This window comes from Micromonospora sp. NPDC020750, assembly GCF_044334565.1.
In the GTDB taxonomy this organism is placed as follows: domain Bacteria; phylum Actinomycetota; class Actinomycetes; order Mycobacteriales; family Micromonosporaceae; genus Micromonospora.
The window spans coordinates 600,118-626,955 of the sequence record NZ_JBIRTH010000002.1 but is presented as its reverse complement, the minus strand read 5'-3'; the positions used below and the strand labels follow the sequence as shown (position 1 = coordinate 626,955).

The 26,838-nt window shown below is 71.8% G+C and carries 23 protein-coding genes; 13 read left to right on the top strand and 10 right to left on the bottom strand.

Going from position 1 to position 26,838, the window contains the following annotated elements:
* The first annotated feature begins 21 nt into the window (after nt 1–21).
* Nucleotides 22–1,098 (top strand): galactose-1-phosphate uridylyltransferase, encoded by a 1,077-nt coding sequence (galT, locus tag ACH4T9_RS08150; RefSeq protein ID WP_396670244.1) that lies wholly within the window; start codon nt 22–24, stop codon nt 1,096–1,098.
* A 319-nt stretch (nt 1,099–1,417) separates the two neighbouring features.
* Here the strand turns inward: galT and ACH4T9_RS08145 are convergent, their stop codons facing one another.
* Complete coding sequence (locus ACH4T9_RS08145; RefSeq protein ID WP_396670245.1) at nt 1,418–2,635, bottom strand: NADP-dependent isocitrate dehydrogenase; 1,218 nt, start codon at nt 2,633–2,635, stop codon at nt 1,418–1,420.
* A 137-nt stretch (nt 2,636–2,772) separates the two neighbouring features.
* Between ACH4T9_RS08145 and ACH4T9_RS08140 the strand changes: the two genes are divergently transcribed.
* Nucleotides 2,773–3,594 carry an MBL fold metallo-hydrolase gene (locus ACH4T9_RS08140; protein ID WP_396670246.1) on the top strand — a complete coding sequence of 274 codons (822 nt, stop codon included), beginning with the start codon at nt 2,773–2,775 and terminating at the stop codon, nt 3,592–3,594.
* A 68-nt stretch (nt 3,595–3,662) separates the two neighbouring features.
* Here ACH4T9_RS08140 and mdh read toward each other — a convergent pair whose 3' ends face one another.
* Both mdh and ACH4T9_RS08130 read right to left on the bottom strand, forming a co-directional pair.
* Nucleotides 3,663–4,613 carry a malate dehydrogenase gene (gene mdh, locus ACH4T9_RS08135; protein WP_396670247.1) on the bottom strand — a complete coding sequence of 317 codons (951 nt, stop codon included), beginning with the start codon at nt 4,611–4,613 and terminating at the stop codon, nt 3,663–3,665.
* Between the two features lie 161 nt (nt 4,614–4,774).
* Nucleotides 4,775–5,635, bottom strand: coding sequence for a bifunctional methylenetetrahydrofolate dehydrogenase/methenyltetrahydrofolate cyclohydrolase (locus tag ACH4T9_RS08130; RefSeq protein ID WP_396670248.1), 861 nt, complete (start codon nt 5,633–5,635; stop codon nt 4,775–4,777).
* 468 nt (nt 5,636–6,103) lie between these two features.
* On the opposite strand from ACH4T9_RS08130, the gene ACH4T9_RS08125 reads away from it, so the two are divergent.
* From ACH4T9_RS08125 to ACH4T9_RS08105, 5 genes are all read left to right on the top strand, one after another.
* Nucleotides 6,104–7,708 carry an ABC transporter substrate-binding protein gene (locus tag ACH4T9_RS08125; RefSeq protein ID WP_396670249.1) on the top strand — a complete coding sequence of 535 codons (1,605 nt, stop codon included), beginning with the start codon at nt 6,104–6,106 and terminating at the stop codon, nt 7,706–7,708.
* Nucleotides 7,709–7,790: 82 nt separating this feature from the next.
* Nucleotides 7,791–8,729 (top strand): ABC transporter permease, encoded by a 939-nt coding sequence (locus ACH4T9_RS08120; RefSeq protein ID WP_396670250.1) that lies wholly within the window; start codon nt 7,791–7,793, stop codon nt 8,727–8,729.
* Between the two features lie 36 nt (nt 8,730–8,765).
* Nucleotides 8,766–9,722, top strand: coding sequence for an ABC transporter permease (locus tag ACH4T9_RS08115; RefSeq protein WP_396670251.1), 957 nt, complete (start codon nt 8,766–8,768; stop codon nt 9,720–9,722).
* Nucleotides 9,723–9,729: 7 nt separating this feature from the next.
* Nucleotides 9,730–10,767, top strand: coding sequence for an ABC transporter ATP-binding protein (locus tag ACH4T9_RS08110; RefSeq protein WP_396670252.1), 1,038 nt, complete (start codon nt 9,730–9,732; stop codon nt 10,765–10,767).
* On the top strand, nt 10,751–11,782 hold the full coding sequence (locus tag ACH4T9_RS08105) for an ABC transporter ATP-binding protein (RefSeq protein ID WP_396670253.1): 1,032 nt from the start codon (nt 10,751–10,753) through the stop codon (nt 11,780–11,782). Before ACH4T9_RS08110 ends, ACH4T9_RS08105 begins: the two co-directional genes overlap by 17 nt.
* Nucleotides 11,783–11,822: 40 nt before the next feature.
* Here the strand turns inward: ACH4T9_RS08105 and purH are convergent, their stop codons facing one another.
* Both purH and purN read right to left on the bottom strand, forming a co-directional pair.
* Nucleotides 11,823–13,394, bottom strand: a complete 1,572-nt coding sequence (gene purH / locus ACH4T9_RS08100) for a bifunctional phosphoribosylaminoimidazolecarboxamide formyltransferase/IMP cyclohydrolase (RefSeq protein ID WP_396670254.1) — start codon at nt 13,392–13,394, stop codon at nt 11,823–11,825.
* Nucleotides 13,391–14,011: a phosphoribosylglycinamide formyltransferase gene (gene purN / locus ACH4T9_RS08095; protein ID WP_396670255.1), complete on the bottom strand. Its 621-nt coding sequence runs from the start codon at nt 14,009–14,011 to the stop codon at nt 13,391–13,393. The genes purH and purN overlap by 4 nt, the downstream gene beginning before the upstream one ends.
* Before the next feature lie 226 nt (nt 14,012–14,237).
* Here purN and ACH4T9_RS08090 point away from each other — a divergent pair, with 226 nt between their 5' ends.
* Nucleotides 14,238–14,540 (top strand): CD225/dispanin family protein, encoded by a 303-nt coding sequence (locus tag ACH4T9_RS08090; RefSeq protein WP_396670256.1) that lies wholly within the window; start codon nt 14,238–14,240, stop codon nt 14,538–14,540.
* 29 nt (nt 14,541–14,569) lie between these two features.
* Entirely contained in the window at nt 14,570–15,184 is a 615-nt protein-coding gene (locus tag ACH4T9_RS08085; RefSeq protein WP_396670257.1) for a hypothetical protein, read from the top strand.
* Nucleotides 15,185–15,236: 52 nt separating this feature from the next.
* On the opposite strand, the gene ACH4T9_RS08080 is transcribed toward ACH4T9_RS08085, so the two are convergent.
* Entirely contained in the window at nt 15,237–16,529 is a 1,293-nt protein-coding gene (locus ACH4T9_RS08080) for a DUF6350 family protein (RefSeq protein WP_396670258.1), read from the bottom strand.
* Between the two features lie 204 nt (nt 16,530–16,733).
* Here ACH4T9_RS08080 and ACH4T9_RS08075 point away from each other — a divergent pair, with 204 nt between their 5' ends.
* Nucleotides 16,734–16,994 (top strand): DUF4190 domain-containing protein, encoded by a 261-nt coding sequence (locus ACH4T9_RS08075; protein WP_387015218.1) that lies wholly within the window; start codon nt 16,734–16,736, stop codon nt 16,992–16,994.
* A 58-nt stretch (nt 16,995–17,052) separates the two neighbouring features.
* Here the strand turns inward: ACH4T9_RS08075 and sucD are convergent, their stop codons facing one another.
* The 3 genes from sucD to ACH4T9_RS08060 form a co-directional block, all read right to left on the bottom strand.
* Nucleotides 17,053–17,940: a succinate--CoA ligase subunit alpha gene (gene sucD / locus ACH4T9_RS08070; RefSeq protein ID WP_396670259.1), complete on the bottom strand. Its 888-nt coding sequence runs from the start codon at nt 17,938–17,940 to the stop codon at nt 17,053–17,055.
* 2 nt (nt 17,941–17,942) lie between these two features.
* The gene (gene sucC, locus ACH4T9_RS08065; RefSeq protein ID WP_396670260.1) at nt 17,943–19,121 is read right to left on the bottom strand and encodes an ADP-forming succinate--CoA ligase subunit beta; all 1,179 of its coding nucleotides are present in this window, start codon (nt 19,119–19,121) and stop codon (nt 17,943–17,945) included.
* A gap of 491 nt (nt 19,122–19,612) precedes the next feature.
* Nucleotides 19,613–20,017: a cobalamin B12-binding domain-containing protein gene (locus tag ACH4T9_RS08060; protein WP_161685713.1), complete on the bottom strand. Its 405-nt coding sequence runs from the start codon at nt 20,015–20,017 to the stop codon at nt 19,613–19,615.
* A 388-nt stretch (nt 20,018–20,405) separates the two neighbouring features.
* Between ACH4T9_RS08060 and ACH4T9_RS08055 the strand changes: the two genes are divergently transcribed.
* Together ACH4T9_RS08055 and ACH4T9_RS08050 are read left to right on the top strand one after the other, a co-directional pair.
* On the top strand, nt 20,406–21,119 hold the full coding sequence (locus ACH4T9_RS08055) for a M23 family metallopeptidase (RefSeq protein ID WP_396670261.1): 714 nt from the start codon (nt 20,406–20,408) through the stop codon (nt 21,117–21,119).
* A 258-nt stretch (nt 21,120–21,377) separates the two neighbouring features.
* Nucleotides 21,378–22,184, top strand: a complete 807-nt coding sequence (locus ACH4T9_RS08050) for a M23 family metallopeptidase (RefSeq protein ID WP_396670262.1) — start codon at nt 21,378–21,380, stop codon at nt 22,182–22,184.
* Nucleotides 22,185–22,335: 151 nt separating this feature from the next.
* Here the strand turns inward: ACH4T9_RS08050 and pcrA are convergent, their stop codons facing one another.
* On the bottom strand, nt 22,336–24,726 hold the full coding sequence (gene pcrA, locus ACH4T9_RS08045; protein WP_396670263.1) for a DNA helicase PcrA: 2,391 nt from the start codon (nt 24,724–24,726) through the stop codon (nt 22,336–22,338).
* Nucleotides 24,727–24,920: 194 nt separating this feature from the next.
* Here pcrA and ACH4T9_RS08040 point away from each other — a divergent pair, with 194 nt between their 5' ends.
* Entirely contained in the window at nt 24,921–26,771 is a 1,851-nt protein-coding gene (locus ACH4T9_RS08040; protein ID WP_396670264.1) for a bifunctional metallophosphatase/5'-nucleotidase, read from the top strand.
* Nucleotides 26,772–26,838: the final 67 nt, after the last annotated feature.

Genomic DNA, 26,838 nt, shown 5'->3' with positions numbered 1-26,838 from the left:
ACGAGAGGAGGAAGCGGCGGAGTGAAGCGTACGACGATCGAGCTGGCCGACGGTCGGGAGCTGATCTACTTCGACGAGCGGGACGACGCGGTCCGCGACCAGCCGGACCGGCGGGAGCTGCCGCCGCCCCCGCCCGCGTCCCAGCTCCGGTACGACCCGCTGACCGACGAGTGGGTGACCGTCGCCGTGCACCGGCAGACCCGCACCTTCCTGCCCCCGGCCGACCAGTGCCCGCTCTGCCCGTCCCGGGGCGACCGGCTCAGCGAGATCCCGGCGCCGGACTACGACGTCGCCGTGTTCGAGAACCGGTTCCCGTCGCTGAGCCAGCGGATCGCCGAGGAACCTGCGGAGATCACCCCGTTCACCCCGGTCCGGCCCGGCCAGGGGCGGTGCGAGGTGGTGTGCTTCACCGACGACCACAACGCGTCGTTCGCCGGCCTCCCGCCGCACCGGGTCCGCACCGTGCTGGACGCCCTCGCCGACCGCACGGCGGCGCTGGCCGAGCTGCCCGGGGTGGAGCAGGTGTTCTGCTTCGAGAACCGGGGCGTGGAGATCGGGGTGACCCTGCACCACCCGCACGGCCAGATCTACGCGTACCCGTTCGTCACGCCACGCACCCGGGCGATGCTCGGCGCGGCCCGTCGGCACGCCGGGCGCACCGGTGGCGGCAACCTCTACGCCGACGTCCTCGCCGCCGAGCGCGCCGCCGGGACGCGCGTGGTCACGAGCAACGAGCACTGGACGGCGTACGTGCCGGCGGCGGCCCGATGGCCGTTCGAGGTGCACGTCGCCCCGCACCGGCCGGTGCCGGACATCCCCGCCCTGACCGACGAGGAGCGGGACGCCCTCGGCCCGCTCCACCTGGACCTGCTGCGCCGCTTCGACGGGCTGTTCGACCTGCCGATGCCCTACATCGCCGCCTGGCACCAGGCCCCGGTACGGATCGACCGTGAGCTGGGGCACCTGCACCTTGAGCTGTTCAGCATCCGGCGTGCCATGGACAAGCTGAAGTACCTGGCCGGCTCGGAGTCGGGCATGGGGGTGTTCATCAACGACATCGCCCCGGAACGCGCCGCCGAGCTGCTCCGCGCCGCCTGACCGGAGATTCGGCAGGGATACCGGGCGCGGGGGGCCCGGAACGGGCCCCCCGCAGGGAAGGGACGGCTGGCTGTGTGCGACAGCCGGGAAGGCTGGCTTGTCGGCACTCGCGCCGCGAGGCGACCCGCGGTCAACCTTCCTGGACGCGACTGGCACCACGTCCACCGGGCTCAACGAGCAATCTCACGCACGGTGACGGCAGGCGTACAGGGAAGGTCACCGCCCGGACACGGTCGAGCCCGGACACGACGGAGCCCGCCGGCACGGGGCCGGCGGGCTCGGTCGGTGACGCATCCCCGCGCGGGGGACGGACGGACGGTCAGGCGGCGAGCCGCCGCGCCAGGTTCTCGTCCAGCGCGTTCATGAACTCGTCGGTGGTCAGCCACGGGGCGTCCCGCGAGATGAGCAGCGAGAGGTCCTTGGTCATCTGGCCGCCCTCGACGGTGTCGACGATGACCTGCTCCAGGGTGTTGGCGAACTCGGTGACCGCCGGGGTGCCGTCCAGCTTGCCCCGGTGGGCCAGGCCCCGGGTCCAGGCGTAGATGGAGGCGATCGGGTTGGTCGAGGTCTTCTCGCCCTTCTGGTACTGCCGGTAGTGCCGGGTGACGGTGCCGTGCGCGGCCTCCGCCTCGACGGTGCGGCCGTCCGGGGAGAGCAGCACCGAGGTCATCAGGCCGAGCGAGCCGAAGCCCTGCGCGACGGTGTCGGACTGCACGTCACCGTCGTAGTTCTTGCAGGCCCAGACGTAACCGCCCTCCCACTTGAGGGCGGCGGCGACCATGTCGTCGATCAGCCGGTGCTCGTAGGTGATGCCGGCGGCGGCGAACTCCGACTTGAACTCGTTCTCGAACACCTCGGCGAAGAGGTCCTTGAAGCGGCCGTCGTACGCCTTGAGGATGGTGTTCTTGGTCGACAGGTACACCGGGTAGTTGCGGTCCAGGCCGTACCGGAACGAGGCGCGGGCGAAGTCCCGGATCGACTCGTCGTAGTTGTACATGCCCATGGCGATGCCGCCGCCGGGGAAGTTGGCGACCTCCATCTCCACCGGCGCGGAGCCGTCGGCCGGGGTGTAGGTGATGGTCACCGTGCCCGGGCCGGGGACGACGAAGTCGGTGGCCTTGTACTGGTCACCGTGGGCGTGCCGGCCGATGATGATCGGCTTGGTCCAGCCCGGGACCAGCCGCGGCACGTTGGACATGATGATCGGCTCGCGGAAGACGACGCCGCCGAGGATGTTGCGGATGGTGCCGTTCGGCGACCGCCACATCTTCTTCAGACCGAACTCCTCCACCCGGGCCTCGTCCGGGGTGATGGTGGCGCACTTGACGCCGACGCCGTGCTCCTTGATGGCGTTGGCGGCGTCGATCGTGACCTGGTCGTCGGTCTCGTCGCGGTGCTGGATCGAGAGGTCGTAGTAGTGCAGGTCGACGTCGAGGTAGGGCAGGATCAGCTGCTCCCGGATCTGCTTCCAGATGATCCGGGTCATCTCGTCGCCGTCGATCTCCACGACCGGGTTGTTTACCTTGATCTTCGCCATCGACCGGCGCTCCTCTCGGGGGACACATGCTCAAGCAGTACGAGCGTACTGGAAACTGGCCGGCAGTCCCCAGCCGGGCTCGGTGGGCCGCCGAAAACGGGGTGCACGGCACGGGAGATCGCTGGCACCATCACCGGATGCCGCCGCGCCGCACCCTCGGGTCTATCACGGTCACCGCGCTGACCGACGGGGAGGGCCCGTTCTTCCAGCCCCGCGAGGAGGCGTTCCCGAGCGCCACGGCCGAGCACTGGCGCGCGGCCGACGAGCGGGACCCGGCCGCGGTCACCGACGACGGGCGGTGGTGGCTGCAGTTCCGCTGCTTCGCCCTGCGCGCCGGGGACGGCCCGGTCACCCTGGTCGACGCCGGCATCGGCCCGGCCGGCTCCCCCGCCGCGAGCTGGGCCCCGGTACCGGGACGGCTACCGGCCGAGCTGGCCGCCGCAGGCATCGACCCCGCCGACGTCCGCACGGTGGTGCTGACCCACCTGCACACCGACCACGTCGGCTGGGCGGTCACCGGCACGGCCGGCACACCTTGGTTCGGCAACGCCGACTACCTGGTGCAACGCGCCGAGCTGGACGCCCTGGGGTCGGTCAATCCGGGGCTGGCCGCCGGGCTGATCGCGCCGTTGCGCGCCGCCGGCCAGCTCCGGGTCCTCGACGGCGACACCCCGCTGACCCCGGGGGTACGCGTGCTGAGCACGCCGGGGCACACCCCCGGTCACCAGTCGGTGCTGGTGGACGCGGGCGACGAGCGGCTACTGGTCACCGGCGACCTGCTGGTGCACACGGTCCAGCTCGTCGACCCCGCCCTGGCGTACGCCCACGACGAGCAGCCGGCCACGGCCCGCGACAGCCGCACGGCCCTGCTGCGCACCCTGCTCGCGCACCCCCCGACCACCCTGGCCACCCCACACCTGGGCGAGCCCTTCCTGGCGCTGCCCCACCGGCAGCGTTGATCAGGAAGTTTCCGGGCTTGGTGTGACGCGAACTTCTTGATCAACGGGGAAAGGTGGCGCGGGTTGGGTTACATGTCGGTTATGTCGGACTGTTTGGTGCGGACGGCTTCGGCGGCGGACTTGAGGCTGGCCAGTTCGTCGGGGTCCAGGTCGGTCTCGATGATTCGCCGGACGCCCCCCGCGCCGATCTCGGCCTCGACGCCGAGGTAGACGCCGGAGATGCCGTACTCGCCGTCGACCCAGGCGCAGACGGGCATCACCTCCCCGGAGTCCTCCGCGACGGCCCTGGCCATCCGGGCGGCGGCGGCCGACGGGGCGTAGTACGCCGAGCCGGTCTTCAACAGCGCGACCACCTCGGCACCGCCGTTGCGGGTCTTGACGACCAACTCCTCGATCTGCTCGGCCGGCATCGCCTCGCGCAGCGGCCTGCCGTCGACGGTGCTCCTCGACGGGACCGGCACCATGGTGTCGCCGTGCGAGCCGAGGGTCAGGGTCTTCACCGACCGCACCGGCACGGCCAGGGCCTCGGCGACGAAGTTGGTGAACCGGGCGGAGTCGAGCATGCCGGCCTGGCCGAGCACCCGGTTCCTCGGGAACCCGGTGGCGAGCTGGGCCAGCGCGGTCATCTCGTCCAGCGGGTTGGACACGACGATGACCACGGCGTCCGGGGCGTGCCGGGCCACGTTCTCGGCGACCTGGCGGACGATCTTGGCGTTGGTCTCCAGCAGGTCCATCCGGCTCATGCCCGGCTTGCGCGGCAGGCCCGCGGTGACCACCACGACGTCCGAGCCCGCGATGGCCTCGTACCCCTCGCCGTCCGGGCCGGTGGTGACGCCGACGACCGTGGTCTCGAAGCCCTCGACGGGGCGCGACTGGTTGAGGTCCAGGGCGAGGCCGGCCGGCTTGCCCTCCACGATGTCGGTGATCACCACGGTGTCGAAGACGTCGTACTCGGCCAGGCGCTGCGCGGTGGTGGAGCCGTAGAAGCCGGCCCCGACGACAGTGACCTTCTTACCCATGGTCGTCCCACTCCCTGATACCCGGCGGATTACCGGCCCGTATCAGTCATCCTGGCACCGATCGGGGCATAACCGGCGACCTTTCGACAGGATGGGCCGAGGCCCCGCCGCCGGCCCCGGACGGCAGCCACGGAGACGGCAGCCACGGACCGGACGGTGACTCAGTTGCCCTCGGCGCGCTCGACGACGTTGGTGAGCAGCATGGCGCGGGTCATCGGGCCGACGCCGCCGGGCATCGGAACCAGCTTCCCGGCCACCTCGGCCACCTCGGGGGCGACATCGCCGGTGTAGCGGCCCTTGCCGTCCTCGCCGATCACCCGGGTGATGCCCACGTCGACCACCGTCGCGCCGGGGGTGACCAGGTCCGCGGTGAGCAGCCCCGGCACCCCGGCCGCGACGATGACGACGTCCGCCGCCCGGGTGTGCGAGGCCAGGTCGAGGGTGCCGGTGTGGCACAGGGTCACCGTGGCGTTCTCGCTGCGCCGGGTGAGCAGCAGGCCGAGCGGGCGACCCACGGTGTTGCCCCGGCCGACGACGGCGACATTGGCGCCGCGCAGCGCCACGTCGTGCCGGCGGAGCAGCTCGACGATGCCGCGCGGGGTGCAGGGCAGCGGGCCGGGGTAGCCGAGGACCAGCCGACCGAGGTTGACCGGATGCAGCCCGTCGGCGTCCTTGTCCGGGTCGATCATCTCCAGCGCGCGCTGGGTGTCGAGGTGACCCGGCAGCGGGAGCTGGACGATGTACCCGTGGCAGGCCGGGTCGGCGTTCAGCTCGGCCAGCGCGTCGTCGACCTGCTGCTGGGTGGCGTCGGCGGGCAACTCGCGACGAAGCGAGGCGACGCCCACCTCGGCGCAGTCGCGGTGCTTGCCGTTGACGTACGCCTGGGAACCGGGGTCCGCCCCGACCAGGACGGTGCCCAGTCCCGGGGTGATGCCGCGTTCCGCCAGTGCCTTGACCCGCGTCCGCAGCTCGTCCTTGATCTCCGCCGCGGTCGCCTTGCCGTCCAGGATCGTCGCCGTCACGTCCAGATCGTCTCACGCCCCGGGCACGTCGATCCGGGGACCCGCGTCCGCCGCGACGGGCAGCCCGGCCCGACCGGGGCCGGGGGCCGGCCCACCACAGTCCGTGACGATGAGCCCACGTGGGCATTGTCACTGATTGTGACAATCTGTGGACCACGTCACCGGCCGGTCCGGGCGCTCGGCCCGTCGGGGCCGTAAACCGGACTCTTGGCGGTCGACGGGACGCGTGTCGCGTATTGCTGCCATCCCGGCTCGATCCGCGCCCCCGAGGGCTGCTGAAAGCCCATTTCTCCGACAGGACGTAGCAGGGCGGGCGGCTGCGGGCAAGGCCGGAGACCCCGCTCCGTTACGGGTTCACCACGGCCCCGTTGCCGATCGCCGCTCCCGCGACCTACCGTTACCGATCGTTGCGCAGCGTTACCCAGCGCCGGGCCTGACCGCGCAGCGTAATGGAGATGAGGAGACCGAATGCGTGTTCGTAGGCTTGCCGCCTGGACCGCCCTCCCGCTCGCGGTGACCCTGGGCCTGGTGGCCTGCGGCTCGGGCGGCGACGGCGGATCCGGCGAGAGCGACCCCAGTGCGGCCGTGCGGATCGAGATCGCCGAGCCGCAGCACCTGGTGCCGACCAACACCAACGAGACCAGCGGCTCGCAGGTGCTCAGCGCCCTGTTCAGCCCGCTCGTCGACTACGACGAGGCGAACAAGCCGTACGAGGTGGCCGCCGAGTCCGTGACGTCGTCGGACAACAAGGTCTGGACGGTCAAGCTCAAGGACGGCTACACCTTCCACAACGGCGAGAAGGTCACGGCCGAGAACTACATCGACGCCTGGAACCACGGCGCGTACGCCCCCAACGGGCAGAACTCCAGCTACTTCTTCGAGAAGATCGCCGGCTACGACGACCTCCAGGGCGAGCAGCCGAAGGCGAAGACGCTGACCGGCCTGGAGAAGGTCGACGACCTGACCTTCACCGTGACGCTGGCCCAGCCGTACAGCGAGTTCCGGACCATGCTCGGCTACACGGCGTTCTACCCGCTGCCGAAGGCGGCGTTCTCCGCCCCCGGCGTGCTCGCCGAGGGGTACGAGCAGGCCCCGATCGGCCAGGGCCCGTTCCGGATGAAGGGCTCGTGGCAGCACGACGCCAAGGTCGAGGTGGAGAAGTACGACGCCTTCCCCGGCCAGCAGCCGAAGGTGGCCGGCGTCGAGTTCCGGATCTACCAGCAGCCGACCGCCGCGTACGCGGACGTGCTGTCGGACAACCTCGACGTGATCAAGACGATCCCGACCGAGAACCTGTCGACCGCCGGCACCGACCTCGGCGACCGGTTCAAGCAGAGCCCCGCCTCGTCGCTCCAGGTGCTGGCCTTCCCGACCTTCCAGGAGGAGTTCAGCAAGCCCGAGGTGCGCAAGGCGATCTCGATGGCGATCGACCGGGACGAGATCACCAGGTCGATCTTCAAGGACTCGCAGCAGCCGGCCCGCTCGTTCGTCTCGCCGGTCGTCGCGGGCTACCGGGAGAACACCATCGGCGCCGCCGGCGAGTTCGACCCGGCCAAGGCCAAGGCGGCGTACGAGGCCGCGGGCGGCCCGAAGAAGATCGAGCTGTCGTACAACGGCGACGGCGGCCACAAGGACTGGATCGACGCGACCTGCAACCAGCTCAAGGCCAACCTGGGCGTGGATTGCGTGGGCAACGCCGAGCCGAAGTTCGCGGATCTGCTGACCAAGGTCAAGGCCAAGCAGCCGGTCGGCCTGTTCCGGATGGGCTGGGTCATGGACTACCCGTCGATGGAGAACTACCTGGGCCCGCTGTACAGCACCAACGGTTCGTCGAACTACTACGGCTACAGCAACCCCGAGTTCGACAAGCTGCTCGCCGAGGGCGCCAAGGCCGCGAACGAGGAGGAGGCGGTCAAGAAGTACCAGGCCGCGGAGGACCTGCTGGCCGAGGACATGCCAGTGATCCCGCTCCGGTACGGCCAGAACAACTTCGGCCACTCGAACAAGGTCATGAACGTGGAGATGGACCTCTTCGACCGCATCGACCTGCTGAAGATCGAAGCCATCAAGTAGCTCCCCCGGGAAGACGGGTCGGGTCACCGCGAGGTGACCCGACCCGCCACCGCTTTGCCCCTTTTCAGGAAGACTGCTCAGTATGCTCCGCTTCATTCTGCGGCGACTGCTCCAGATGGTCCTCGCCTTCTTCGGGACCACGCTGATCGTCTACGCGCTGATGTTCGCCGGTCAGGGCGACCCCATCCAGGCGCTCGCGGGGGAACGCCCGGTCACCGCCGCCCAGCGGGCATACCTGACGGAGAAGTTCCACCTCGACCAGACCGGTGTCGGCGGCTTCTTCTACCGCTACTTCGACTACCTGAAGAACCTGCTCCAGGGCGACCTGGGACAGTCGCTGACCGGCCGGCAGATCGGCGACATCCTCGCCGCCGCCTGGCCGGTCACCGTCAAGCTCGCCCTGATCGCCATGGCGGTGACGATCGTCTTCGGGGTCACCGCCGGGGTGATCGCCGGCATCCGGCGGGGCAGCGTCTTCGACAACGCGACGCTGGTGCTCACCCTGCTGGTGCTCGGCATCCCCACGATCGTGCTGGCCCCGCTCGCCCAGTACCTCCTCGGCGTCAAGTGGCAGCTCTTCCCGGCCACCGCCGGCGCCGATCCCGACCTGTACGCGCTGCTGCTGCCCGGCATCGTGCTCGGTTCGCTGTCGCTGGCCACCGCGCTGCGGCTGACCCGGACCTCGGTCGCGGAAAACCTGCGCGCCGACTACGTCCGCACCGCCCGGTCGAAGGGCCTGGTCAAGCGGCGGATCGTGGGCGTGCACGTGCTGCGCAACTCGCTCATCCCGGTGATCACCTTCCTCGGCGTCGAACTGGGCAATCTGATGAGCGGCGCGATCATCACCGAGGGCGTGTTCAACATCCCCGGCGTCGGGTTCAACCTGTTCCGCGGCATCCGCACCGAGGACGGCCCGCTGGTGGTGGGCATCGTCAGCGTGCTCGTCGTGGTCTACCTCGTCTCCAACCTGGTGGTGGACGTCCTGTACGCCGTACTCGATCCGAGGATCCGCTATGAGTGAAGCAGCGTGCACGAGTGAGCGCAGCGGGGTGGCGGCATGAGCGACTTCGAGACCGTGGCGGCCACCGAGAACCAGGCCGCGCGGCGGGGGCCGTCGGGCGAGCCCGGGGCGCCCAACCAGGTCGGCGTGCCGAGGAAGCCGCGCAGCCTGGCCGGCGACGCCTGGCGCGACCTGCGCCGCAAACCGATCTTCTGGATCAGCCTGTTCCTGGTCGTCCTGATCGCCGCGATGGCGGTCGTCCCGGCGCTGTTCACGGCCAACGACCCGCGCGACTGCGTGCTCTCCCGCCAGCACGCCGGGCCGTCCGGCGGGGCCATCTTCGGGTACGACTTCCAGGGCTGCGACACGTACGCCCGGGCGGTCTACGGGGCCCGCGCGTCGCTGCTGGTCGGCGCGCTCTCGGCGCTGTTCACCGGGCTGATCGCGGTGGTCGTCGGGATGCTCGCCGGATACTTCGGCCGGTGGGTCGACGCGGTGCTCTCCCGGGTGATCGACATCGTGCTCGGCATCCCGCTGCTGCTCGCCGCGATCGTGCTGCTCAAGCGGGTGAGCGCCAGCAGCGACAACGTCCGGCTGTTCGCGGTGATCTTCGTGCTGGCGGTGCTCGGCTGGACCACGGCGGCCCGGGTGATCCGCTCCTCGGTGATCACCGCCAAGGAGCAGGACTACGTCGCCGCCGCCCGGATGCTCGGTGCCGGCAACGGCCGGATCATGTGGCGGCACATCCTGCCGAACGCGCTCGCCCCGGCGATCGTGGTGCTCACCATCGCGCTCGGCTCGTTCATCTCCGCCGAGGCGACGCTGAGCTTCCTCGGCATCGGCCTCAAGGCGCCGACCATCTCCTGGGGCATCGACATCGACGCCGGCCGGGTGCACATGCGGGAGTCCGCCACCCCGCTGGTGGTGCCCTCGACCTTCCTCGCGCTGACCGTGCTGGCCTTCATCATGCTCGGCGACGCGATCCGTGACGCCTTCGACCCGAAGCTGCGGTGATCCCCTCATGAGCCACTCCGCCGTCAGGCCGACGCCGGCCTCTCCGACGCCCGAGGGCGGCCACCTCCTGGATGTCCGGGACCTGCACGTCGAGTTCCGCACCAGCGAGGGGGTGGCCCGGGTGATCAACGGCGTCTCGTACCACCTGGACGCCGGCGAGACCCTGGCCGTGCTCGGCGAGTCCGGGTCCGGCAAGTCCGTCACCGCGCAGGCGATCATGGGCATCCTGGACACCCCCCCGGCGCACGTCCGCTCCGGGCAGATCCTCTACCGGGGCCGGGACCTGCTCGGCCAGTCGGAGGAACAGCGTCGCCAGGTGCGCGGCAAGGAGATCGCGATGATCTTCCAGGACGCCCTGTCCGCGCTGAACCCGGTCTTCCCGGTCGGCTGGCAGATCGGCGAGACGCTGCGCCACCGGGAGGGGATGTCCCGGGGCGACGCCAGGGCCCGGACCGTCGAGCTGATGGACCTGGTGCGGATCCCGGCGGCGGCCAGCCGGCTCGGCGACTACCCGCACCAGTTCTCCGGCGGCATGCGGCAGCGCGTCATGATCGCGATGGCGCTGGCGCTGGACCCGAAGGTGCTGATCGCCGACGAGCCGACCACCGCGCTGGACGTCACCGTGCAGGCCCAGATCATGGACCTGCTCGCCGACCTGCGGCGGGACCTGGACATGGCGATGATCCTGATCACCCACGACCTCGGCGTGGTGGCCGGCGTCGCGGACCGGATCGCCGTCATGTACGCGGGCCGGATCATCGAGCACGCCGACGTCCGCTCGCTGTACCGGGCGCCGGCCCACCCGTACACGAAGGGGTTGCTGGAGTCGATCCCGCGCCTGGACGTACGCGGCCAGGCCCTGTCGACGATCAGAGGGCTGCCGCCGAACCTGATGCGGATCCCCTCCGGCTGCCCCTTCCACCCCCGGTGCCCGTACGTGCAGCAGGTCTGCGTCGACGTGGTGCCGCACGACCTGGTCCTCGGCGACGGCCGGACCAGCGCGTGCCACTTCGCGCAGGAGGTCCGTGATGACAGCGCCCGCTAACCCGGCCAAGGTGCGGGGCGAGACCGTCCTCGCCGTCGACAACCTGGTCAAGCACTTCCCGATCACCCAGGGGGTGCTGTTCCAGCGCCAGGTCGGCGCGGTGCGTGCCGTCGACGGGGTCAGCTTCGAGCTGCGCCGGGGGGAGACCCTCGGCGTGGTCGGCGAGTCCGGCTGCGGCAAGTCCACCCTGGCCCGGCTGCTGATGCGGCTGGAGACGCCCACCTCCGGCCGGGCCACGCTGGAGGGGAATGACCTGTTCAGGGCGTCCGGGGCGGAGCTGCGCCGGCTGCGCCGCAACATGCAGATGGTGATGCAGGACCCGTACACCTCGCTGAACCCGCGGATGACGGTCGGCGACATCATCGGGGAGCCGTTCGACATCCACCCGGACGCCGCGCCGAAGGGCAGCAAGCGCAAGCGGGTGCAGGAGCTGCTGGACGTGGTCGGGTTGAACCCGGAGCACGTCAACCGGTACCCGCACCAGTTCTCCGGGGGGCAGCGTCAGCGCATCGGCATCGCCCGCGCGCTCGCCCTGCGCCCGGAGATCATCGTCTGCGACGAGCCGGTGTCGGCCCTGGACGTCTCCATCCAGGCCCAGGTCATCAACCTGCTGGAACAACTCCAGGACGAGTTCGGCCTCTCCTACATCTTCATCGCCCACGACCTGTCCGTGGTGCGGCACATCTCCGACCGGGTCGCCGTGATGTACCTCGGCAAGATCGTCGAGGTCGGCACCGAGGACGAGATCTACGAGCGGGCCACCCACCCGTACACCCAGGCGTTGCTGTCGGCGGTGCCGGTGCCCGACCCGGACGCCCGCGACGACCGGACCATGATCCGGCTCGTCGGCGACGTGCCCAGCCCGGCGGATCCGCCGAGCGGCTGCCACTTCCGCACCCGCTGCTGGAAGGCCCAGGAGGTCTGCGCCCGCGAGGAACCCCATACGGTCCCCCGGGCGGCCGACCCCCACCCGTCGGCCTGCCACTTCGCCGAGCTCCGCCCCACCACCACCTGACCCGCCGCCGCCCGGCTGCGGGCGGCGGCGGGCGGGCTGGTCAGTGGAAGAAGTGGCGGGTGGCCGTCAGGTACATGGTGATCCCGGCCTCCTTGCAGGCGGCGATCACCTCCTCGTCGCGGATCGAGCCGCCCGGCTGGACGATCGCCTTCACACCCGCGTCGATGAGGATCTTCGGGCCGTCGGCGAACGGGAAGAACGCGTCCGAGGCGGCGACCGAGCCCCCGGCCCGCTCGGCGCCGGCCCGGGTGACCGCGAGCTGCGCCGAGTCGACCCGGTTGACCTGACCCATGCCGACCCCGACGGTCGCGCCGTCCTTGGCCAGCAGGATCGCGTTGCTCTTCACGGCGCGCACCGCCCGCCAGGCGAACGCCAGGTCGCGCAGCGTCGCCGCGTCGGCCGCCTCGCCGGTGGCCAGCCGCCAGTTGGCCGGGTCGTCGCCGTCGGCGTCGATCCGGTCGGCCAGCTGGACCAGGATGCCGCCGGTGACCTGCCGCCACTCCGCCGGCAGCGGGGCGTACGCCGGGGCGCGCAGCAGCCGGATGTTCTTCTTGCCCTGGAGAACCTCCACCGCGCCGGGCTCGAACTCCGGCGCGACCAGCACCTCGGTGAAGATGTCGGCGACCTGCCGGGCCAGCTCCACGGAGACGGGCCGGTTGACCGCGATCACCCCGCCGTACGCCGACACCGGGTCGCAGGCGTGCGCCCGGCGGTGCGCCTCGGCCACGTCGCCGCCGACCGCGATCCCGCACGGGTTGGCGTGCTTGATGATCGCCACGGCCGGCTGGTCGGCGAAGTCGTTCGCCGCCCGCCACGCGGCGTCCGCGTCGACGTAGTTGTTGTACGACATCTCCTTGCCGTGCAGCTGCTCGGCCTGGGCCAGCCCTGCCGGGCTGCTCGGGTCGGCGTAGAGCGCGGCGGCCTGGTGCGGGTTCTCGCCGTAGCGCAGCACCGGCCCGCGGCGCAGCGCCAGCCCGGCGAACTCCGGCCACCCCCCGGCGTCCGGGGCCAGGGTGACGGCGCACCACTCGGCCACGGCCACGTCGTACTCGGCGATGGCGGCGAACGCGCGGGCCGCCAGCACCCGGCGCTGGGCCAGGGTGAACCCGCCCTCGCCGAGGGCCGCCAGCACGGCCGGGTACCCGGCCGGGTCGGTGACCACGGCCACCGAGGCGTGGTTCTTGGCGGCGGCGCGGACCATCGCCGGGCCGCCGATGTCGATCTGCTCCACGCACTCCTCGACGCCGGCGCCCGAGGCGGCCGTGGCCTGGAACGGGTAGAGGTTGGACACCAGCAGGTCGATCCCGGCGATGCCGTGCTCGTCGAGCTGGGCGGCGTGCGAGTCCTTGCGCAGGTCGGCCAGGAGGCCGCCGTGGATCGCCGGGTGCAGGGTCTTCACCCGGCCGTCGAGGATCTCGGGGAAGCCGGTCACCGACTCGACCGGGGTCACCGGCACCCCGGCGTCGGCGATCGTCGACGCGGTGCTGCCGGTCGAGACGAGCTCCACGCCGGCCGCGTGCAGGGCCCGGGCCAGCTCGACCAGGCCGCTCTTGTCGTAGACGCTGACCAGCGCCCGCCGGATCGGGCGGCGCTCGGCCTCAGTGGCACTCACGGAAAGGTGACCTTTCGTCCGGTGATCGTCCAACCTTCGCGGACCAGCCGACCGACCTGCTCGACGAGCTGGCGCCGCTCGGCGGACTTGATGCGCTCGGTGAGCGCGTCCTCGTCGTCGTCGTCGAGCACCGGCACGGCGACCTGGGCGACGATCGGGCCGGTGTCCATCCCGGCGTCGACGAAGAAGAGGGTGGCCCCGGTGATCTTCACGCCGTAGGCGAGGGCGTCCCGGGGGCCGTGGATGCCGGGGAACGCCGGCAGCAGGGTGTTGTGCGTGTTGAGGTAGCGGTCGCCGAACGCGGCGAGGAAGTCGGGGCCGACCAGCTTGAGGAAGCCGGCGGAGACCACCAGGTCGGGGCGGTGCGCGGCGACCTGCGCGGTGAGCGCGGCGTCCCAGTCCGCCCGGGTCGGGTGGTCGGAGACCCGCTCGACGAAGGTCGGCACCCCGGCGGCGGCGGCCCGGTCCAGGCCGGCGATGCCGTCCCGGTCCGCGCCGACGGCGACCACCCTCGCCCCGTACGCCGGGTCGGCGGTGGCGTCGAGCAACGCCTGGAGGTTGCTGCCGGATCCGGAGACGAGGACGACGATGCGGGCGACGGGCGCGGGCTCGGTCACGCCGCCACCCTATCGGGCAGGTCGGGGCCGCCCTCGTGTGGGCGGGCAGGCCGGACCGGCCGTCCGCGTGGGCAATCAGGATCCGGACAACGACGAATTGGTGACCGCCGTTGTCGCCCCCACCCTGTACTCTGCCGGTCGCTCGGTGCCCGGCACAAGCCTGGCTCCGCACCCGTCAGTGACCCGACATGCGCGTTGTGTCGATGAATTAGAGGAGTAGGCCGCGATGCAGCCCGACTACAAGTCCCCCCAACCGCAACAGATCAATAACAACATGACGATGTCCATCGTGGCCATCTTCCTTTTCTGGCCGCTGGCCATCCCGGCGATCATCAACGCGTCGAAGGTCAACCCGCTCATCCAGCAGGGTGACTACGCGGGGGCCCAGGCGGCGGCCGCCGAGTCGAAGAAGTGGTCCAAGTGGGCCCTGATCGTCGGCATCGCCTGGTACGTGATCGCCATCGTGTGCTGCGCGCTGGGCGGCATTGGGGCGATCATGGGTGCGGATACCAGCACCACCAGCTACTGACAGCAGCCTCAGGCAAGGAGCACCAGCGAATGCAGCCCGGTCACGACCCGTACGGCCAGCAGCCCAACGACCCGAACCAGCCGCCGTACCACGACCCGCACGCCCAGCCCCCGCAGGCGCCCTACGGGCAGCAGCCCACATCGGGGCAGCCGTACGGGCAGGACCCGTACGGCCAGCAGCCGCAGGCACCGTACGGCCAGCAGCCTGCCGCCGGTCAGCCGTACGGTCAGCCGACGTCGGGTCAGCCGTACGGTCAGCCGACGTCGGGTCAGCCCTACGGCCAGCCCGCCTCGGGCCAGCCCTACGGGCAGGACCCGTACGCCCAGCAGCCCTACGGAGCCGCGCCGGGCTACCCGAACGCCGGCTACCCGCAGGCGCAGGGCCAGCAGAACACCCTCGGCCTGGTGTCGATGATCCTCGGCATCGCGTCGATCCCGCTGGTCTGCTGCCTGTACCTGGGCGTCCCGGTCGGCATCGCGGCGATCGTCACCGGCTACCTCGGGCGGCAGAAGGCGAACCAGGGCCTGGCCAGCAACGACAGCCAGGCCAAGACCGGTCTGATCTGCGGTGCGGTGGGTGCCGGGCTCGGCATCGTGCTGTTCATCCTCGGCATCGTGGCGAACGTCAACCTGCCGACCACCTGAGTCGACAGCACCACCGAGGGCGCTCCGGGCAGTTTCCGGGGCGCCCTCGGCGTCAGGAAGGCTTCCGGCCCTTCGACAAAGAGCGGGTGGCGGCGGCGCCGAGCAGGGCACCGGCCGCGAGCACCGCCGTGGCCGTCCCGGCCACCTGCCACGGGACCGGGCCGATCTCGGCCAGCCGCCCCCCGCCGAGCGGCCCGCCGGAGGCCCCCGCGAGCACCCCGAGCAGCAGCCCGGCGACCGGGCCGGCGAGGGCCGCCGGGACCAGCAGGGCCCGCCAGGCCACCTCCGTCCGATCCTCGGCGGCCCGCCGCAGCAGCCGCCGGGCGAGCAGGCAGCCGGCAGCCATGCCGGCCAGGACCGGAATCGCGAGCAGGGCCGCCCCGAAGTCGTCCACCGGCCCGCTGGGCAGGCCGGCCAGCAACGGTACGGCCGGCAGCGCGCCGAGCGAGACCTCGCCGGTGCGTACGGCGGTGTCGGTGCCGACGGCGAACCCGGGACCGAGCAGATAGCTGGTGGACCAGACCGTGGCGTTCGGTGCGTAGGCGAGGCTGACCAGGGTGATCCCGGCCTGCCCGGCCACCCCCGTGCGGTACGCCCCGATCATGTCCGCGGCGTCCCCGCCGCCGGTGGCGATCGCCAGCCCGGCTACTCCCGCCCCCGCCCCGAGCAGCAGCAACCCGGCGACCAGGCCGGTACGCACCCCGTCCCGCACCGGGGCGGGCGCCCGCTCGACGAGCAGGCCGGCCACGCCGGTGGTGCGGGCCGCCCCGGCCAGGGCCGCGAACGCGCCGAAGACCGCGAAGGTCCCGCCGGCGCGGATCGGGGACACCGCCGGCCCGCCGACGCCGGCCAGCACCGCGGCGAGGGTGCCGAGCAACGCGTACCCGACGCCGACCGCGCCTGCGGCGGTGAGCGCCTGGCGCGGCGAGCGCCCGCCCCGGGCCCCGATCGCCCGGCTGGTGTGCACGCCGGCCCGGAACAGCCGCCAGACCGCCAGCACCGTGAGCGCCACCGGGGCCAGTCCGACCGGGCCGGCGTCGGTGGTCAGCGGGACCCCGTGGCCGAGCAGCCAGCCGCCCAGCCCGGCGCGCAGCGCCCCGGCGACGGAGCCGGCGTCCTCGCTGAGCTGGGCGAGCCCGAGCACCAGCGCGACCGGTAGGTACGACGTGAGCGCAGCCCAGGTGGCGGCGACCCCCGCGGCGACCGCGAGCGGGGCCCGGCTGCGGCGGGCCTCCCCGGCCCGGGGCGCGGGCACCCGGGGACCCGGTGGGCGGCCGGCGAGCCAATCGTCGGCGCCCACCCCGGTGGCCGGACGGCGGGGCTGATCAGGGGTGACGGAGGACATCGCGTCTACTCTGGCACGCCGCGCCGTCGGGGGCAGTCCGATACCGCGCCCGATCGGCCGCAAGTTCGTGATCCACCGACTTGTCGCCCGTGTTCCGGTCTAGCCTCGGCCCAGGACACGAACTTTTCCTGTCGCGGCCTCTTCCGGGTGCCGGCCAGCGTCGGCCGGCTGGAGCAGGCCGACGCAGACCGCTCGGAGGTAGCCGTGAACGCTCCGTATCCACCGCCGCCACCGGCCGCCGGCCGGGACCGCACCACGCTGTGGGGCGTGCTCGGCATCGTCCTGGGCCTGATCTGCTGCGGCGTCCTCGGCATCGTCTTCGGGTACCTGTCTGTCCGGGACGCCAAACGGTACGGCCAGTCGCCGGTGCTGGGCTACCTCGCCATCGCGTTCGGCGTGATCAACATCATCGGCAGTCTGATCCTGCGGGCGAGCGGCAACTACCCGTTCTGGAACAACGACTGATCTACATGACGCGAGGGGGCCGACCGCCCGGTCGGACCCCCTCGGCGTCTCAAGCGGCTCAGCCGGCGGACATGATCTCCCGCATCAGCTTGGCGGTCTCGGTCGGGGTCTTGCCGACCTTCACGCCGACGGCCTCCAACGCTTCCTTCTTCGCCTCGGCGGTGCCCGCCGAGCCGGAGATGATCGCGCCGGCGTGGCCCATGGTCTTGCCGGGCGGGGCGGTGAAGCCGGCGATGTAGCCGACCACCGGCTTGGTGACGTTCGCCTTGATGAAGTCGGCGGCCCGCTCCTCGGCGTCGCCGCCGATCTCGCCGATCATCACGATGGCGTCGGTCTCCGGGTCGGCCTCGAACGCGGCCAGGGCGTCGATGTGGGTGGTCCCGATGATCGGGTCGCCGCCGATGCCGACGCAGGTCGAGAAGCCGATGTCGCGCAGCTCGTACATCATCTGGTACGTCAGCGTGCCGCTCTTGCTGACCAGGCCGATCCGACCGGTGCCGGTGATGTCTGCCGGGATGATGCCGGCGTTGGAGGCGCCCGGCGAGGCGATGCCCGGGCAGTTCGGCCCGATGATCCGGGTCCGCTCCCCCTTGGCCACGTTGTACGCCCAGAACGCGGCGGTGTCGTGCACCGGGACGCCCTCGGTGATCACCACGGCCAGCGGGATCTCCGCGTCGATGGCCTCGATCACGGCGGCCTTGGTGAACTGCGGCGGGACGAAGATCACCGTGACGTCGGCACCGGTCTGGGCCATGGCCTCGGCGACGGTCGCGAAGACCGGCAGCGCGGTGCCGTCGAAGTCCACGGTCTGGCCCGCCTTGCGCGGGTTGGTGCCGCCGACGACGTTGGTGCCGGCGGCAAGCATCCGCCGGGTGTGCTTGGAACCCTCGGAACCGGTCATCCCCTGCACGATGACCTTCGAGTCCTTGGTCAGCCAGATAGCCATGATCAGACCCCCGCAGCCGCCAGCTCGGCGGCCCGCTCGGCCGCGCCATCCATGGTGTCGACCCGCTGTACCAGCGGGTTGTTCGCGCCGTCGAGGATCGCCCGACCGGCCTCGGCGTTGTTGCCGTCGAGGCGGACCACGAGCGGCTTGGTGACCTTCTCGCCGCGCTGTTCCAACAGGGCGAGCGCCTGCACGATGCCGTTGGCGACCTCGTCGCAGGCGGTGATGCCGCCGAAGACGTTGACGAACACGCTGCGCACCGACGGGTCGGACAGGACGATCTCCAGCCCGTTCGCCATCACCGCGGCGCTGGCGCCGCCGCCGATGTCGAGGAAGTTGGCCGGCTTGACGCCGCCGTGCCGCTCGCCCGCGTACGCGACCACGTCGAGGGTCGACATGACCAGACCCGCGCCGTTGCCGATGATCCCGACCTCGCCGTCGAGCTTGACGTAGTTGAGGTCCTTCTCCTTGGCGGCCTGCTCCAGCGGGTCCACCGCGGCCTGGTCGATCAGGGCCTCGTGGTCGGGGTGCCGGAACCCGGCGTTCTCGTCCAGGGTCACCTTGGCGTCGAGCAGCAGCAGCTTGCCGTCGCTCGTCGTCGCCAGCGGGTTCACCTCGACCAGCGTGGCGTCCTCGGCGACGAACGCCTGCCACAGCCGGACGGCGACGTCGACGACCTGGTCGGCGACCCCGGCGGGGAAGTTGGCGGCGGTGACGATCTCGCGCGCCTTCGCCTCGTCGACGCCCTTGACGGCGTCGATCGGGGCCTTGACGACCTTGCCCGGGGTCTCGGTGGCGACCTGCTCGATGTCCATGCCGCCGGCGACGCTGGCGATGCAGAGGAAGGTGCGGTTCGCCCGGTCGAGCAGGTACGAGAAGTAGTACTCCTCGGCCACGTCCGCGGTCACCGTGATCATGACCTTGTGGACCGTGTGACCCTTGATGTCCATGCCGAGGATGTCGGTGGCGCGGGCCACCGTCTCATCCTCGCCCTCGGCCAGCTTGACGCCGCCGGCCTTTCCTCGGCCGCCGACCTTCACCTGTGCCTTGACGACCACGCGACCGCCGAGGCGTTCGGCGATCGCGCGGGCCTCCTCCGGGGTGTTGGCGACGCCGCCGGCGAGCACGGGCAAGCCGTGCCGCTCGAACAGGTCCCGCCCCTGGTACTCGTACAGGTCCACGATTGCGCGTCCCGTCCCGTCTCCGCGGCGCGCCGTCGCGCCGCCACCAGCGTGTGAAAACAGTTTGATGCCTGTCATCAGTTGAAACAGGCCATTGGGCGCAGCCTAGCGAGGTCGGCACGGCCGGCAACCGAGCGGGTGCACGGTGTGCCCTAATCCACAACCAGCCCGGCGCTCCCCCGTGCGCCCCGGATCCGGGCAGCCCCGCGCGGGCGGCCGGGTCGTTTCGTCGGGCGGCCGGGCCGTTTCGTCGGGCGGGTGGGGCCGGCTGTGGGATTCCTGTCGACGATGTTCGGCGGGCCGCGTAACCCCCTGGCCAGGGCCTCGTTGAGTCAGATGTCGGAGCGCTGCTGGTCAGCGCGACGGCGGGAGACGGCCGATGCCCTGTCGGTCGAGGGGTGGCGGCGGGGCATCGTGCATAGAGGGGCCGGACGTGTGAGGGGTGCGTCCGGCCCCTCCCCCGTGTCTGGGGGAGGGTGGCGACCGCCGGGTCAGGCGACCGGCTGGGCGACGTTGGCCCGGACCCACTCCACGATCGACCGGGTGGTCGCGCCCGGGGTGAAGACCTTCGCTACGCCGAGCCGCTCCAACTCGGGGAGGTCGGCGTCCGGGATGATGCCGCCGCCGAAGACGACGATGTCGCGCGCGTCCCGCTCACCGAGCAGCTCGATGACCCGCCGGAACAGCGTCATGTGCGCCCCGGACAGCACGGAGAGCCCGACGGCGTCGGCGTCCTCCTGGATGGCGGTCTCCACGATCTGCTCTGGGGTCTGGTGCAGGCCGGTGTAGATGACCTCCATACCGGCGTCCCGCAGGGCACGGGCGACCACCTTGGCCCCGCGGTCGTGGCCGTCGAGGCCCGGCTTCGCGACGACGACCCGGATACGAGAGCTCATCAGCGGACACCTTTCGAGGCGCTACGACTGTCACCTGAACGAACGGTAACCCGACGGGCCGGGACCGGGGAATCCGGGCGTCCGAACCAGGAGAAGCGTAGAGGTGAGGGCCAGGTTCGGACATCCGGTGGGCGACGTCACCCTGCGCGACGAACGGGCAGCTACGAGGGCATCGGCGACCGTGACGAGACATGACAATAACGGACACAAACGGACGGATCGACACGCCAATTGCCCCGTCTGGCTTGTGACCGGCGTGGTGGTTGGCTAACGTGACCACGGTTGTCATCAGGTCCACCGACGGGTGACGACGCGGCCAGCCGACGTTCACCACCGCTTCACGGTGCGCCGGCCGACCGCTTCGGAACCCCGACAACGGAGGGTGTGCGTGCGCCAGCGCCTGTCGTCTGAGCCCGATCGATATCGCGGCCGCCGCCGCGTACCCGCCCCCCCGCGCAGCCGCTACGCAGCCGTCGTCACCACCGCGTTCGTCGGTGCGGGCATGGTCGCGCTCGGCGCGGCCGCGCTGCCGGACGCCAAGAGCGTCAGCCCGTCGGTCCTCGACGAGCTCAAGCAGGCGTCCATCACCAGCCAGGATGTCGCGGCCCGCGCCGACTCCGACGAGCCGGCCTCCCGGGACAGCCGCTCGGAGACGAAGGCCGCCTCCGAGCAGGACGTCTGGCTCCTGCCCCTGCAGGACTACGACTTCAACACGCCCTACGGCATGCGCTGGGGCAAGCTGCACACCGGCGTCGACCTGGTCGCCCCGGAGGGCACCCCCTACGTCGCCATCCACAGCGGCACCGTCACCAAGGCCGGCTGGTTCGGTGGCTACGGCTACGCGGTCATCGTCAAGCACACCGACGGCAGCGAGGCCATCTACGGCCACTCCTCAGCGGTGACCGTCAAGGAGGGCCAGCAGGTCAAGGCCGGGGAACAGCTCGGCCTGGTCGGCAACACCGGCCACTCCTACGGCGCGCACCTGCATCTGGAGATCCATGTCAACGGGGAGCCACGGGACCCGGTGCCGTGGCTCCAGAGCCGCGAAGTGGACATCAGGATGCAAATCGAGGCGCTTTACAGCGACGTGACCACGCCCTGACCCTGAGCATCGCCCGTTGACCGCCCGGATCAGTCGATCCGGGCGGTTTTTTCGTCGTCCGGCGGGCCGAATGTCTACTAGGCCACACCGGCAGATGTGACCGGCGACACGTCGGCCATGATCACTTATCGGGACGAAGCCCCGCTAGACGGGAGGGAACGGGCGGGAGCCGGCTGCGGTCGGCCGACGGAACCCCGCCCCCACCCGCCGGCCACCAGCGCAAACACCAAGATTTCGAGGTCCCTGCCCCTCGAAGACATGAAGGTCCCCGCCGTGCAGGAAGAGAACATCCGCAACGAGAGCACCCCCGACGCGCCGATCCGCCGCCGACTGCGCCCCCGGCGCGGCGGACGGGCCCTGGTGATCGGCGCGGCGGCCCTGGTCGGGCTCGGCCTCGCCGGCGTCGCCGTCGCCACCACGGGCGGCGGGGACGAGCCGACCCCGGCCGCCGTGGCGATCGACGCCCAGGCCCGCGCCGAGGCCGCCGAGCGCGCCGACCGGTCCGTCCGCGAGTCGGTCGCCCCGGTCACCCCGTCCGCCAGCCCCACGACCCCGTCGCCGAGCCCGTCGAGCGCCAGCGCCAGCGCCAGCCCGACGAAGCAGGTCACCACGAAGCCAAAGCCGAAGCCGAAGCCCACGCCGAAGAAGACCAACAAGCCCGCGTCGGCCTGGGTCATCCCGATGGCGGGCGCCCAGATCACCTCCTGCTACGGCCAACGGTGGGGCGCCCTGCACGCCGGCATCGACTTCGCCCTGCCCGCGGGCACCCCGATCCACGCCGCCGCCGCAGGCACCGTGGTCAAGGCCGGTGACGTCGGCGACGGGTACGGCATCTCCGTCTTCGTCGACCACGGCAACGGCTACCTGACCCACTACGCCCACCAGAGCCGCACCGCCGTCGGCGTCGGCGCGAAGGTCAAGGCGGGACAGGTCATCGGCTACGAGGGCTCCACCGGCGACTCCACCGGCCCGCACCTGCACTTCGAGGTGCACCAGGGCGCGATGTGGAACCAGATCGACCCCGCGCCGTTCCTGCGGGCCCGGGGCATCGACGTGGCCTGCTGACAGCCCGCCGCCCGGGTGCGCCCGCGCCCGGGCGCCCGGCCCAGCCCGACAGCGCAAGCCGACCCCGCCAGCCCGACAGCGCAAGCCGACCCCGCAAGCCGCCCGCCAGCCCGGCCCGGTCCGGCAGCACGCCGGCCGGGCGGGCCGGCGGTCAGAGCTTGTCGACCGGGGCGTGCCGCAGCACCAGCCACATCGTCTGGTCGCCGAAGTCGATCTGCGCCCGCGCCCCGGGGCCGTGCCCCTCGACGGCGAGCACCCGGCCCAGGCCGTACCGCTGGTGGTTGACCCGGTCCCCGGCCGCCACCTTGGGCCCCTGGGGCAACTCGCTGGCCGTGGTCAGCCGGCTGCCGTCCACGCCGAGCCGCTTGGCCAGTTGGGCCGCCTTGGGCGTCCCTCCGGCGAAGCCGCCGGGGCGGTCCGCGCGACCCCCGACGCCGCCGCCACCCCCGGCCCACGAGGTGTACGTCCCCTCGGTGCGCTCCCAACGGACCAGCTCCGGCGGCAGCTCCTCCAGGAACCGCGACGGCGGGTTGTAGGCCGGCTGCCCCCACGCCGAGCGGGTCACCGAGCGGGACAGGTAGAGCCGCTGGCGGGCCCGGGTGATGCCCACGTACGCCAGCCGACGCTCCTCCTCCAGCTCCCGGGTGTCGCCCAGTGAGCGCAGGTGCGGGAAGACGCCGTCCTCCAGCCCGGTGAGGAACACCACCGGGAACTCCAGTCCCTTGGCGGTGTGCAGGGTCATCAGGGTGACCACGCCCTGGTGGTCCGGGTCGTCGGAGGGGATCTGGTCCGCGTCCGCGACCAGCGCGACCTGCTCCAGGAAGCCGGCCACGGTGGCCCGCTCGCCCTCGGCGCCCAGCGCCTCGATCCGCTCGGTGTACTCCCGGGCGACACTGACCAGTTCCTGGAGGTTGTCCACCCGGCCGGCGTCCTGCGGGTCGAGGCTCTCCTCCAGCTCGGTGAGGTAACCCGAGCGGGTGAGCAGCGCCTCCAGCACCTCCTCCGGGGTGCCGGTCTCGGCCAGCTTGCGCGCCCCGTCGAGCAGCGCGATGAAGTCGCCGATGCCGTTGGCGGCCCGGGTGGAGATGCCCGGGGCGTCCTTGGCCCGGCGCAGCGCCGCGCCGAAGGAGACCCGGTCCCGGCCGGAGAGCGCCTCGACGCATGCCTCCGCGCGGTCGCCGATGCCCCGGCGGGGGGTGTTCAGGACGCGGCGCAGGCTGACCGTGTCGTCGTCGTTGACCACCGCGCGCAGGTAGGCCAGCGCGTCACGGACCTCCTTGCGTTCGTAGAAGCGCACCCCGCCGACCACCTTGTAGGGCAGGCCGATCCGGATGAACACCTCCTCGAAGACCCGGGACTGGGCGTTGGTGCGGTAGAAGACCGCCACGTCGCCGGGGCGGGCGGCCCCGTCGTCGACCAGCCGGTCGACCTCCCGGCTCACCCAGTCCGCCTCGGCGTGCTCGGTGTCGGCGACGTACCCGACGATCTGCTCACCCGCCCCCGCGTCGCTCCACAGCCGCTTGGGCTTGCGGGAGGTGTTCCGGTCGATCACCGCGTTGGCGGCGTTCAGGATGGTCTGGGTGGAGCGGTAGTTCTGCTCCAGCAGGATCGTCCGGGCGTCGGTGAAGTCCCGCTCGAACTCCAGGATGTTGCGGATCGTCGCGCCCCGGAACGCGTAGATCGACTGGTCGGCGTCGCCGACCACGCACAACTCGGCCGGCTCGATCCCCTCGGTGCCGGAGACCAGCTCCTTGATCAGGGTGTACTGGGCGTGGTTGGTGTCCTGGTACTCGTCGACCAGGACGTGCCGGAACCGACGGCGGTAGCTCTCCGCGACGTGCGGGTGCGACTGGAACAGGTGCACCGTGGTCATGATCAGGTCGTCGAAGTCCAGCGCGTGCGCCTCGCGCAGCCGCCGCTGGTAGAGCGTGTACGCCTCGGCGAGCGCCCGCTCGTTGGGGCCCTTGGCCCGCCCGGCGAACTCCTCCGGGTCGACCAGCTCGTTCTTCAGGTTGGAGACCTGGGCGGCCAGCCCGCGCGCCGGGTAGCGCTTCGGGTCGAGGTCCAGCTCGCGGGCGACCATCTGCATCAGCCGGCGGGAGTCGTCGGCGTCGTAGATCGAGAAGGTCGACTTCAGGCCGGCGTGCTCGTGCTCGGCCCGCAGGATCCGCACGCAGGCCGAGTGGAACGTCGACACCCACATCAGCCGGGCGCGCGGGCCGACCAGGTGGGTCACCCGCTCCTTCATCTCACCGGCGGCCTTGTTGGTGAAGGTGATCGCGATGATCTCGCCGGGGTGCACGTCCCGGGCGGCGAGCAGGTACGCGATCCGGTGGGTGAGCACCCGGGTCTTGCCCGAGCCGGCGCCGGCCACGATCAGCAACGGCGAGCCGGCGTGGGTGACGGCGTCACGCTGGGGCCCGTTCAGGCCCTCCACCAGCTGCTGTGGGTCGAGCCGGACCGGCGGGCCGGCGCGGCGCGGCGGGGCCGACGCGGGCTCGGGCTCGGACGGGGACGCGGGGATGTCGAAGAGAGGCTGCATCGCAGGGCGAGTCTATGCCGCCCGCCGGACACTTCCCGACTCACCGCCCCGCCCGCCGCCGCCCCCGTGGCCCGGCGCGCGGCCCGAAGAGACCAACCCGTCACCCGACCGGCTCTGGCGTCTCCGTCCCCGATCCACGACGATGACCGGGAAACCCCGGATCCCTCCCCCGTACACGATTTGGGAGAAAAACCATGAGTCAACCGCGCTCGCGCGGTCGGGCGGTGCTGCGTCACCTCGCCGCGCCGGCCCTCGCACTGGCCGTCGTCGCCACCCTGCCGGCCGCCACGCGGCCCGCGCCGGCCCCGGCCGCCGACCCCTGGGCGGCTCTCGCCCCGGTCTCGGTCTCCTACGCCAAGCCGCTCGGCGGCGAGGTCAAGGGCAACTTCCTCAGCTACAACGACTTCCACGGCGCCATCGACCCACCCGCGGGCAGCGGCGCCACCGTCAACGGCACCCCGGCCGGTGGCGTGGAGTTCCTCGCCACCTGGCTGAAGAAGCTCCGCGCCGAGGCGAAGGCCGAGGGGCGGACCAGCACCACCGTCGGCGCCGGCGACCTGATCGGCGCCTCGCCGCTGGTCAGCGCCGCGTTCCACGACGAGCCGACGATCGAGCTGATGGACGAGATCGGCCTCCAGGTCAGCTCGGTCGGCAACCACGAGTTCGACGAGGGTGTCAACGAGCTGATCCGGCTCAACAAGGGCGGCTGCCACCCGGTCGACGGCTGCCAGGACGGCGACGGCTTCGCCGGCGCGAAGTTCACCTACCTCGCGGCCAACACGGTCAGCAAGAAGACCGGCCTGCCGATCCTGCCCCCGGTCGACGTCAAGTTCGTCAACGGCGTGCCGGTCGGCTTCGTCGGGGTCACCCTGGAGGGCACCCCGGGCATCGTCAACCCCGCCGGCATCACCTCGGTCACGTTCAAGGACGAGGTGGAGACCGCCAACAAGTGGGGCGGGCTGCTCAAGCTCTTCGGCGTCAAGGCGATGGTGCTGCTGGTGCACGAGGGCGGCGCGCAGTCCCCGCCGCCGAGCACCCCGGGCGTCTCCGACTGCGCCAACTTCTCCGGCCCGATCGTGGACATCGTGCGCGGCCTGCGGCCGGAGTTCGGCCTGGTCGTCTCCGGCCACACCCACCGCTTCTACTCCTGCTCGCTGCCGAACTCGGCCGGCCAGCAGAGCGTCGTCACCAGCGCCGGCACCAACGGCCAGCTGATCACCGACGTGGACTACTCGCTGGACCGCCGCTCCGGCCGGTTCACCGGGATCTCCGCCCGCAACGTGGTCGTCGAGAACGGCGTCCGCAACGCCGACGGCACCTGGCAGCAGAGCGCACCCGGCGTGTTCGCCCGCAACCCCGCGCTGGTCGACGCGCGCGCGAAGGCGCTGTCCGACAAGTACCGCACGGCGGTCGCCCCGATCGCCAACCGGGTGGTCGGGAGGATCAGCGCGGACATCGTCCGGGACGTCCGGCCCAACGGCGAGAGCCCGCTCGGCGACGTGATCGCCGACGCGCAGCTCGCGTACACGGCCGGCGACGGGGCGCAGATCGCCCTGATGAACCCGGGCGGCGTTCGGGCCTCCCTGTCGTACGGGGCGTCGGCCGGCGGCGAGGCACCAGGTGAGGTGACCTACGGCGAGGCGTTCAGCGTGCAGCCGTTCAACAACCTGGTGGTCACCCAGACGTTCACCGGGGCCCAGCTCAAAAACGTGCTGGAGCAGCAGTTCCCCGGCTTCAACGGGCAGACCGCCCAGCGGATCCTCCAGGTCTCGGCCGGGCTGACCTACTCGTACGACAGCACCGCCCCGGCGGGCTCCCGGGTGAGCGCCCTGGCGCTGAACGGGACCCCGGTCGACCCGGCGGCCAGCTACCGGGTCACCACGAACGACTTCCTGGCCAACGGCGGCGACGGCTTCACCGAGCTGGCGGGCGGCGCCGGCCGGACCACCGCCCCCGGCTTCGACGTCGACGCCCTGGTGTCGTACGTGGGCGCGGGCGCCCCGGTGGCACCGGGCCCCGCCGATCGGATCACCCGCCTCGGCTGAGGTGCGCGCAGGGCCCCTTCTCCCCGCCTGACGCCGGCTTGGAGGAGGGGTCCCCGCACCGCGGATC

Bases quoted from the DNA above. Each gene is read 5' to 3' on its own strand.
- pcrA (WP_396670263.1), bottom strand. From the start codon at position 24,726: ATGCAGCCTCTCTTCGACATCCCCGCGTCCCCGTCCGAGCCCGAGCCC.
- ACH4T9_RS08085 (WP_396670257.1), top strand. From the start codon at position 14,570: ATGCAGCCCGGTCACGACCCGTACGGCCAGCAGCCCAACGACCCGAAC.
- mdh (WP_396670247.1), bottom strand. From the start codon at position 4,613: ATGGGTAAGAAGGTCACTGTCGTCGGGGCCGGCTTCTACGGCTCCACC.
- ACH4T9_RS08140 (WP_396670246.1), top strand. From the start codon at position 2,773: ATGCCGCCGCGCCGCACCCTCGGGTCTATCACGGTCACCGCGCTGACC.
- ACH4T9_RS08125 (WP_396670249.1), top strand. From the start codon at position 6,104: ATGCGTGTTCGTAGGCTTGCCGCCTGGACCGCCCTCCCGCTCGCGGTG.
- ACH4T9_RS08120 (WP_396670250.1), top strand. From the start codon at position 7,791: ATGCTCCGCTTCATTCTGCGGCGACTGCTCCAGATGGTCCTCGCCTTC.
- ACH4T9_RS08080 (WP_396670258.1), bottom strand. From the start codon at position 16,529: ATGTCCTCCGTCACCCCTGATCAGCCCCGCCGTCCGGCCACCGGGGTG.
- sucD (WP_396670259.1), bottom strand. From the start codon at position 17,940: ATGGCTATCTGGCTGACCAAGGACTCGAAGGTCATCGTGCAGGGGATG.
- ACH4T9_RS08040 (WP_396670264.1), top strand. From the start codon at position 24,921: ATGAGTCAACCGCGCTCGCGCGGTCGGGCGGTGCTGCGTCACCTCGCC.
- ACH4T9_RS08050 (WP_396670262.1), top strand. From the start codon at position 21,378: ATGAAGGTCCCCGCCGTGCAGGAAGAGAACATCCGCAACGAGAGCACC.
- ACH4T9_RS08115 (WP_396670251.1), top strand. From the start codon at position 8,766: ATGAGCGACTTCGAGACCGTGGCGGCCACCGAGAACCAGGCCGCGCGG.
- ACH4T9_RS08110 (WP_396670252.1), top strand. From the start codon at position 9,730: ATGAGCCACTCCGCCGTCAGGCCGACGCCGGCCTCTCCGACGCCCGAG.
- ACH4T9_RS08090 (WP_396670256.1), top strand. From the start codon at position 14,238: ATGCAGCCCGACTACAAGTCCCCCCAACCGCAACAGATCAATAACAAC.
- ACH4T9_RS08060 (WP_161685713.1), bottom strand. From the start codon at position 20,017: ATGAGCTCTCGTATCCGGGTCGTCGTCGCGAAGCCGGGCCTCGACGGC.
- ACH4T9_RS08105 (WP_396670253.1), top strand. From the start codon at position 10,751: ATGACAGCGCCCGCTAACCCGGCCAAGGTGCGGGGCGAGACCGTCCTC.
- ACH4T9_RS08145 (WP_396670245.1), bottom strand. From the start codon at position 2,635: ATGGCGAAGATCAAGGTAAACAACCCGGTCGTGGAGATCGACGGCGAC.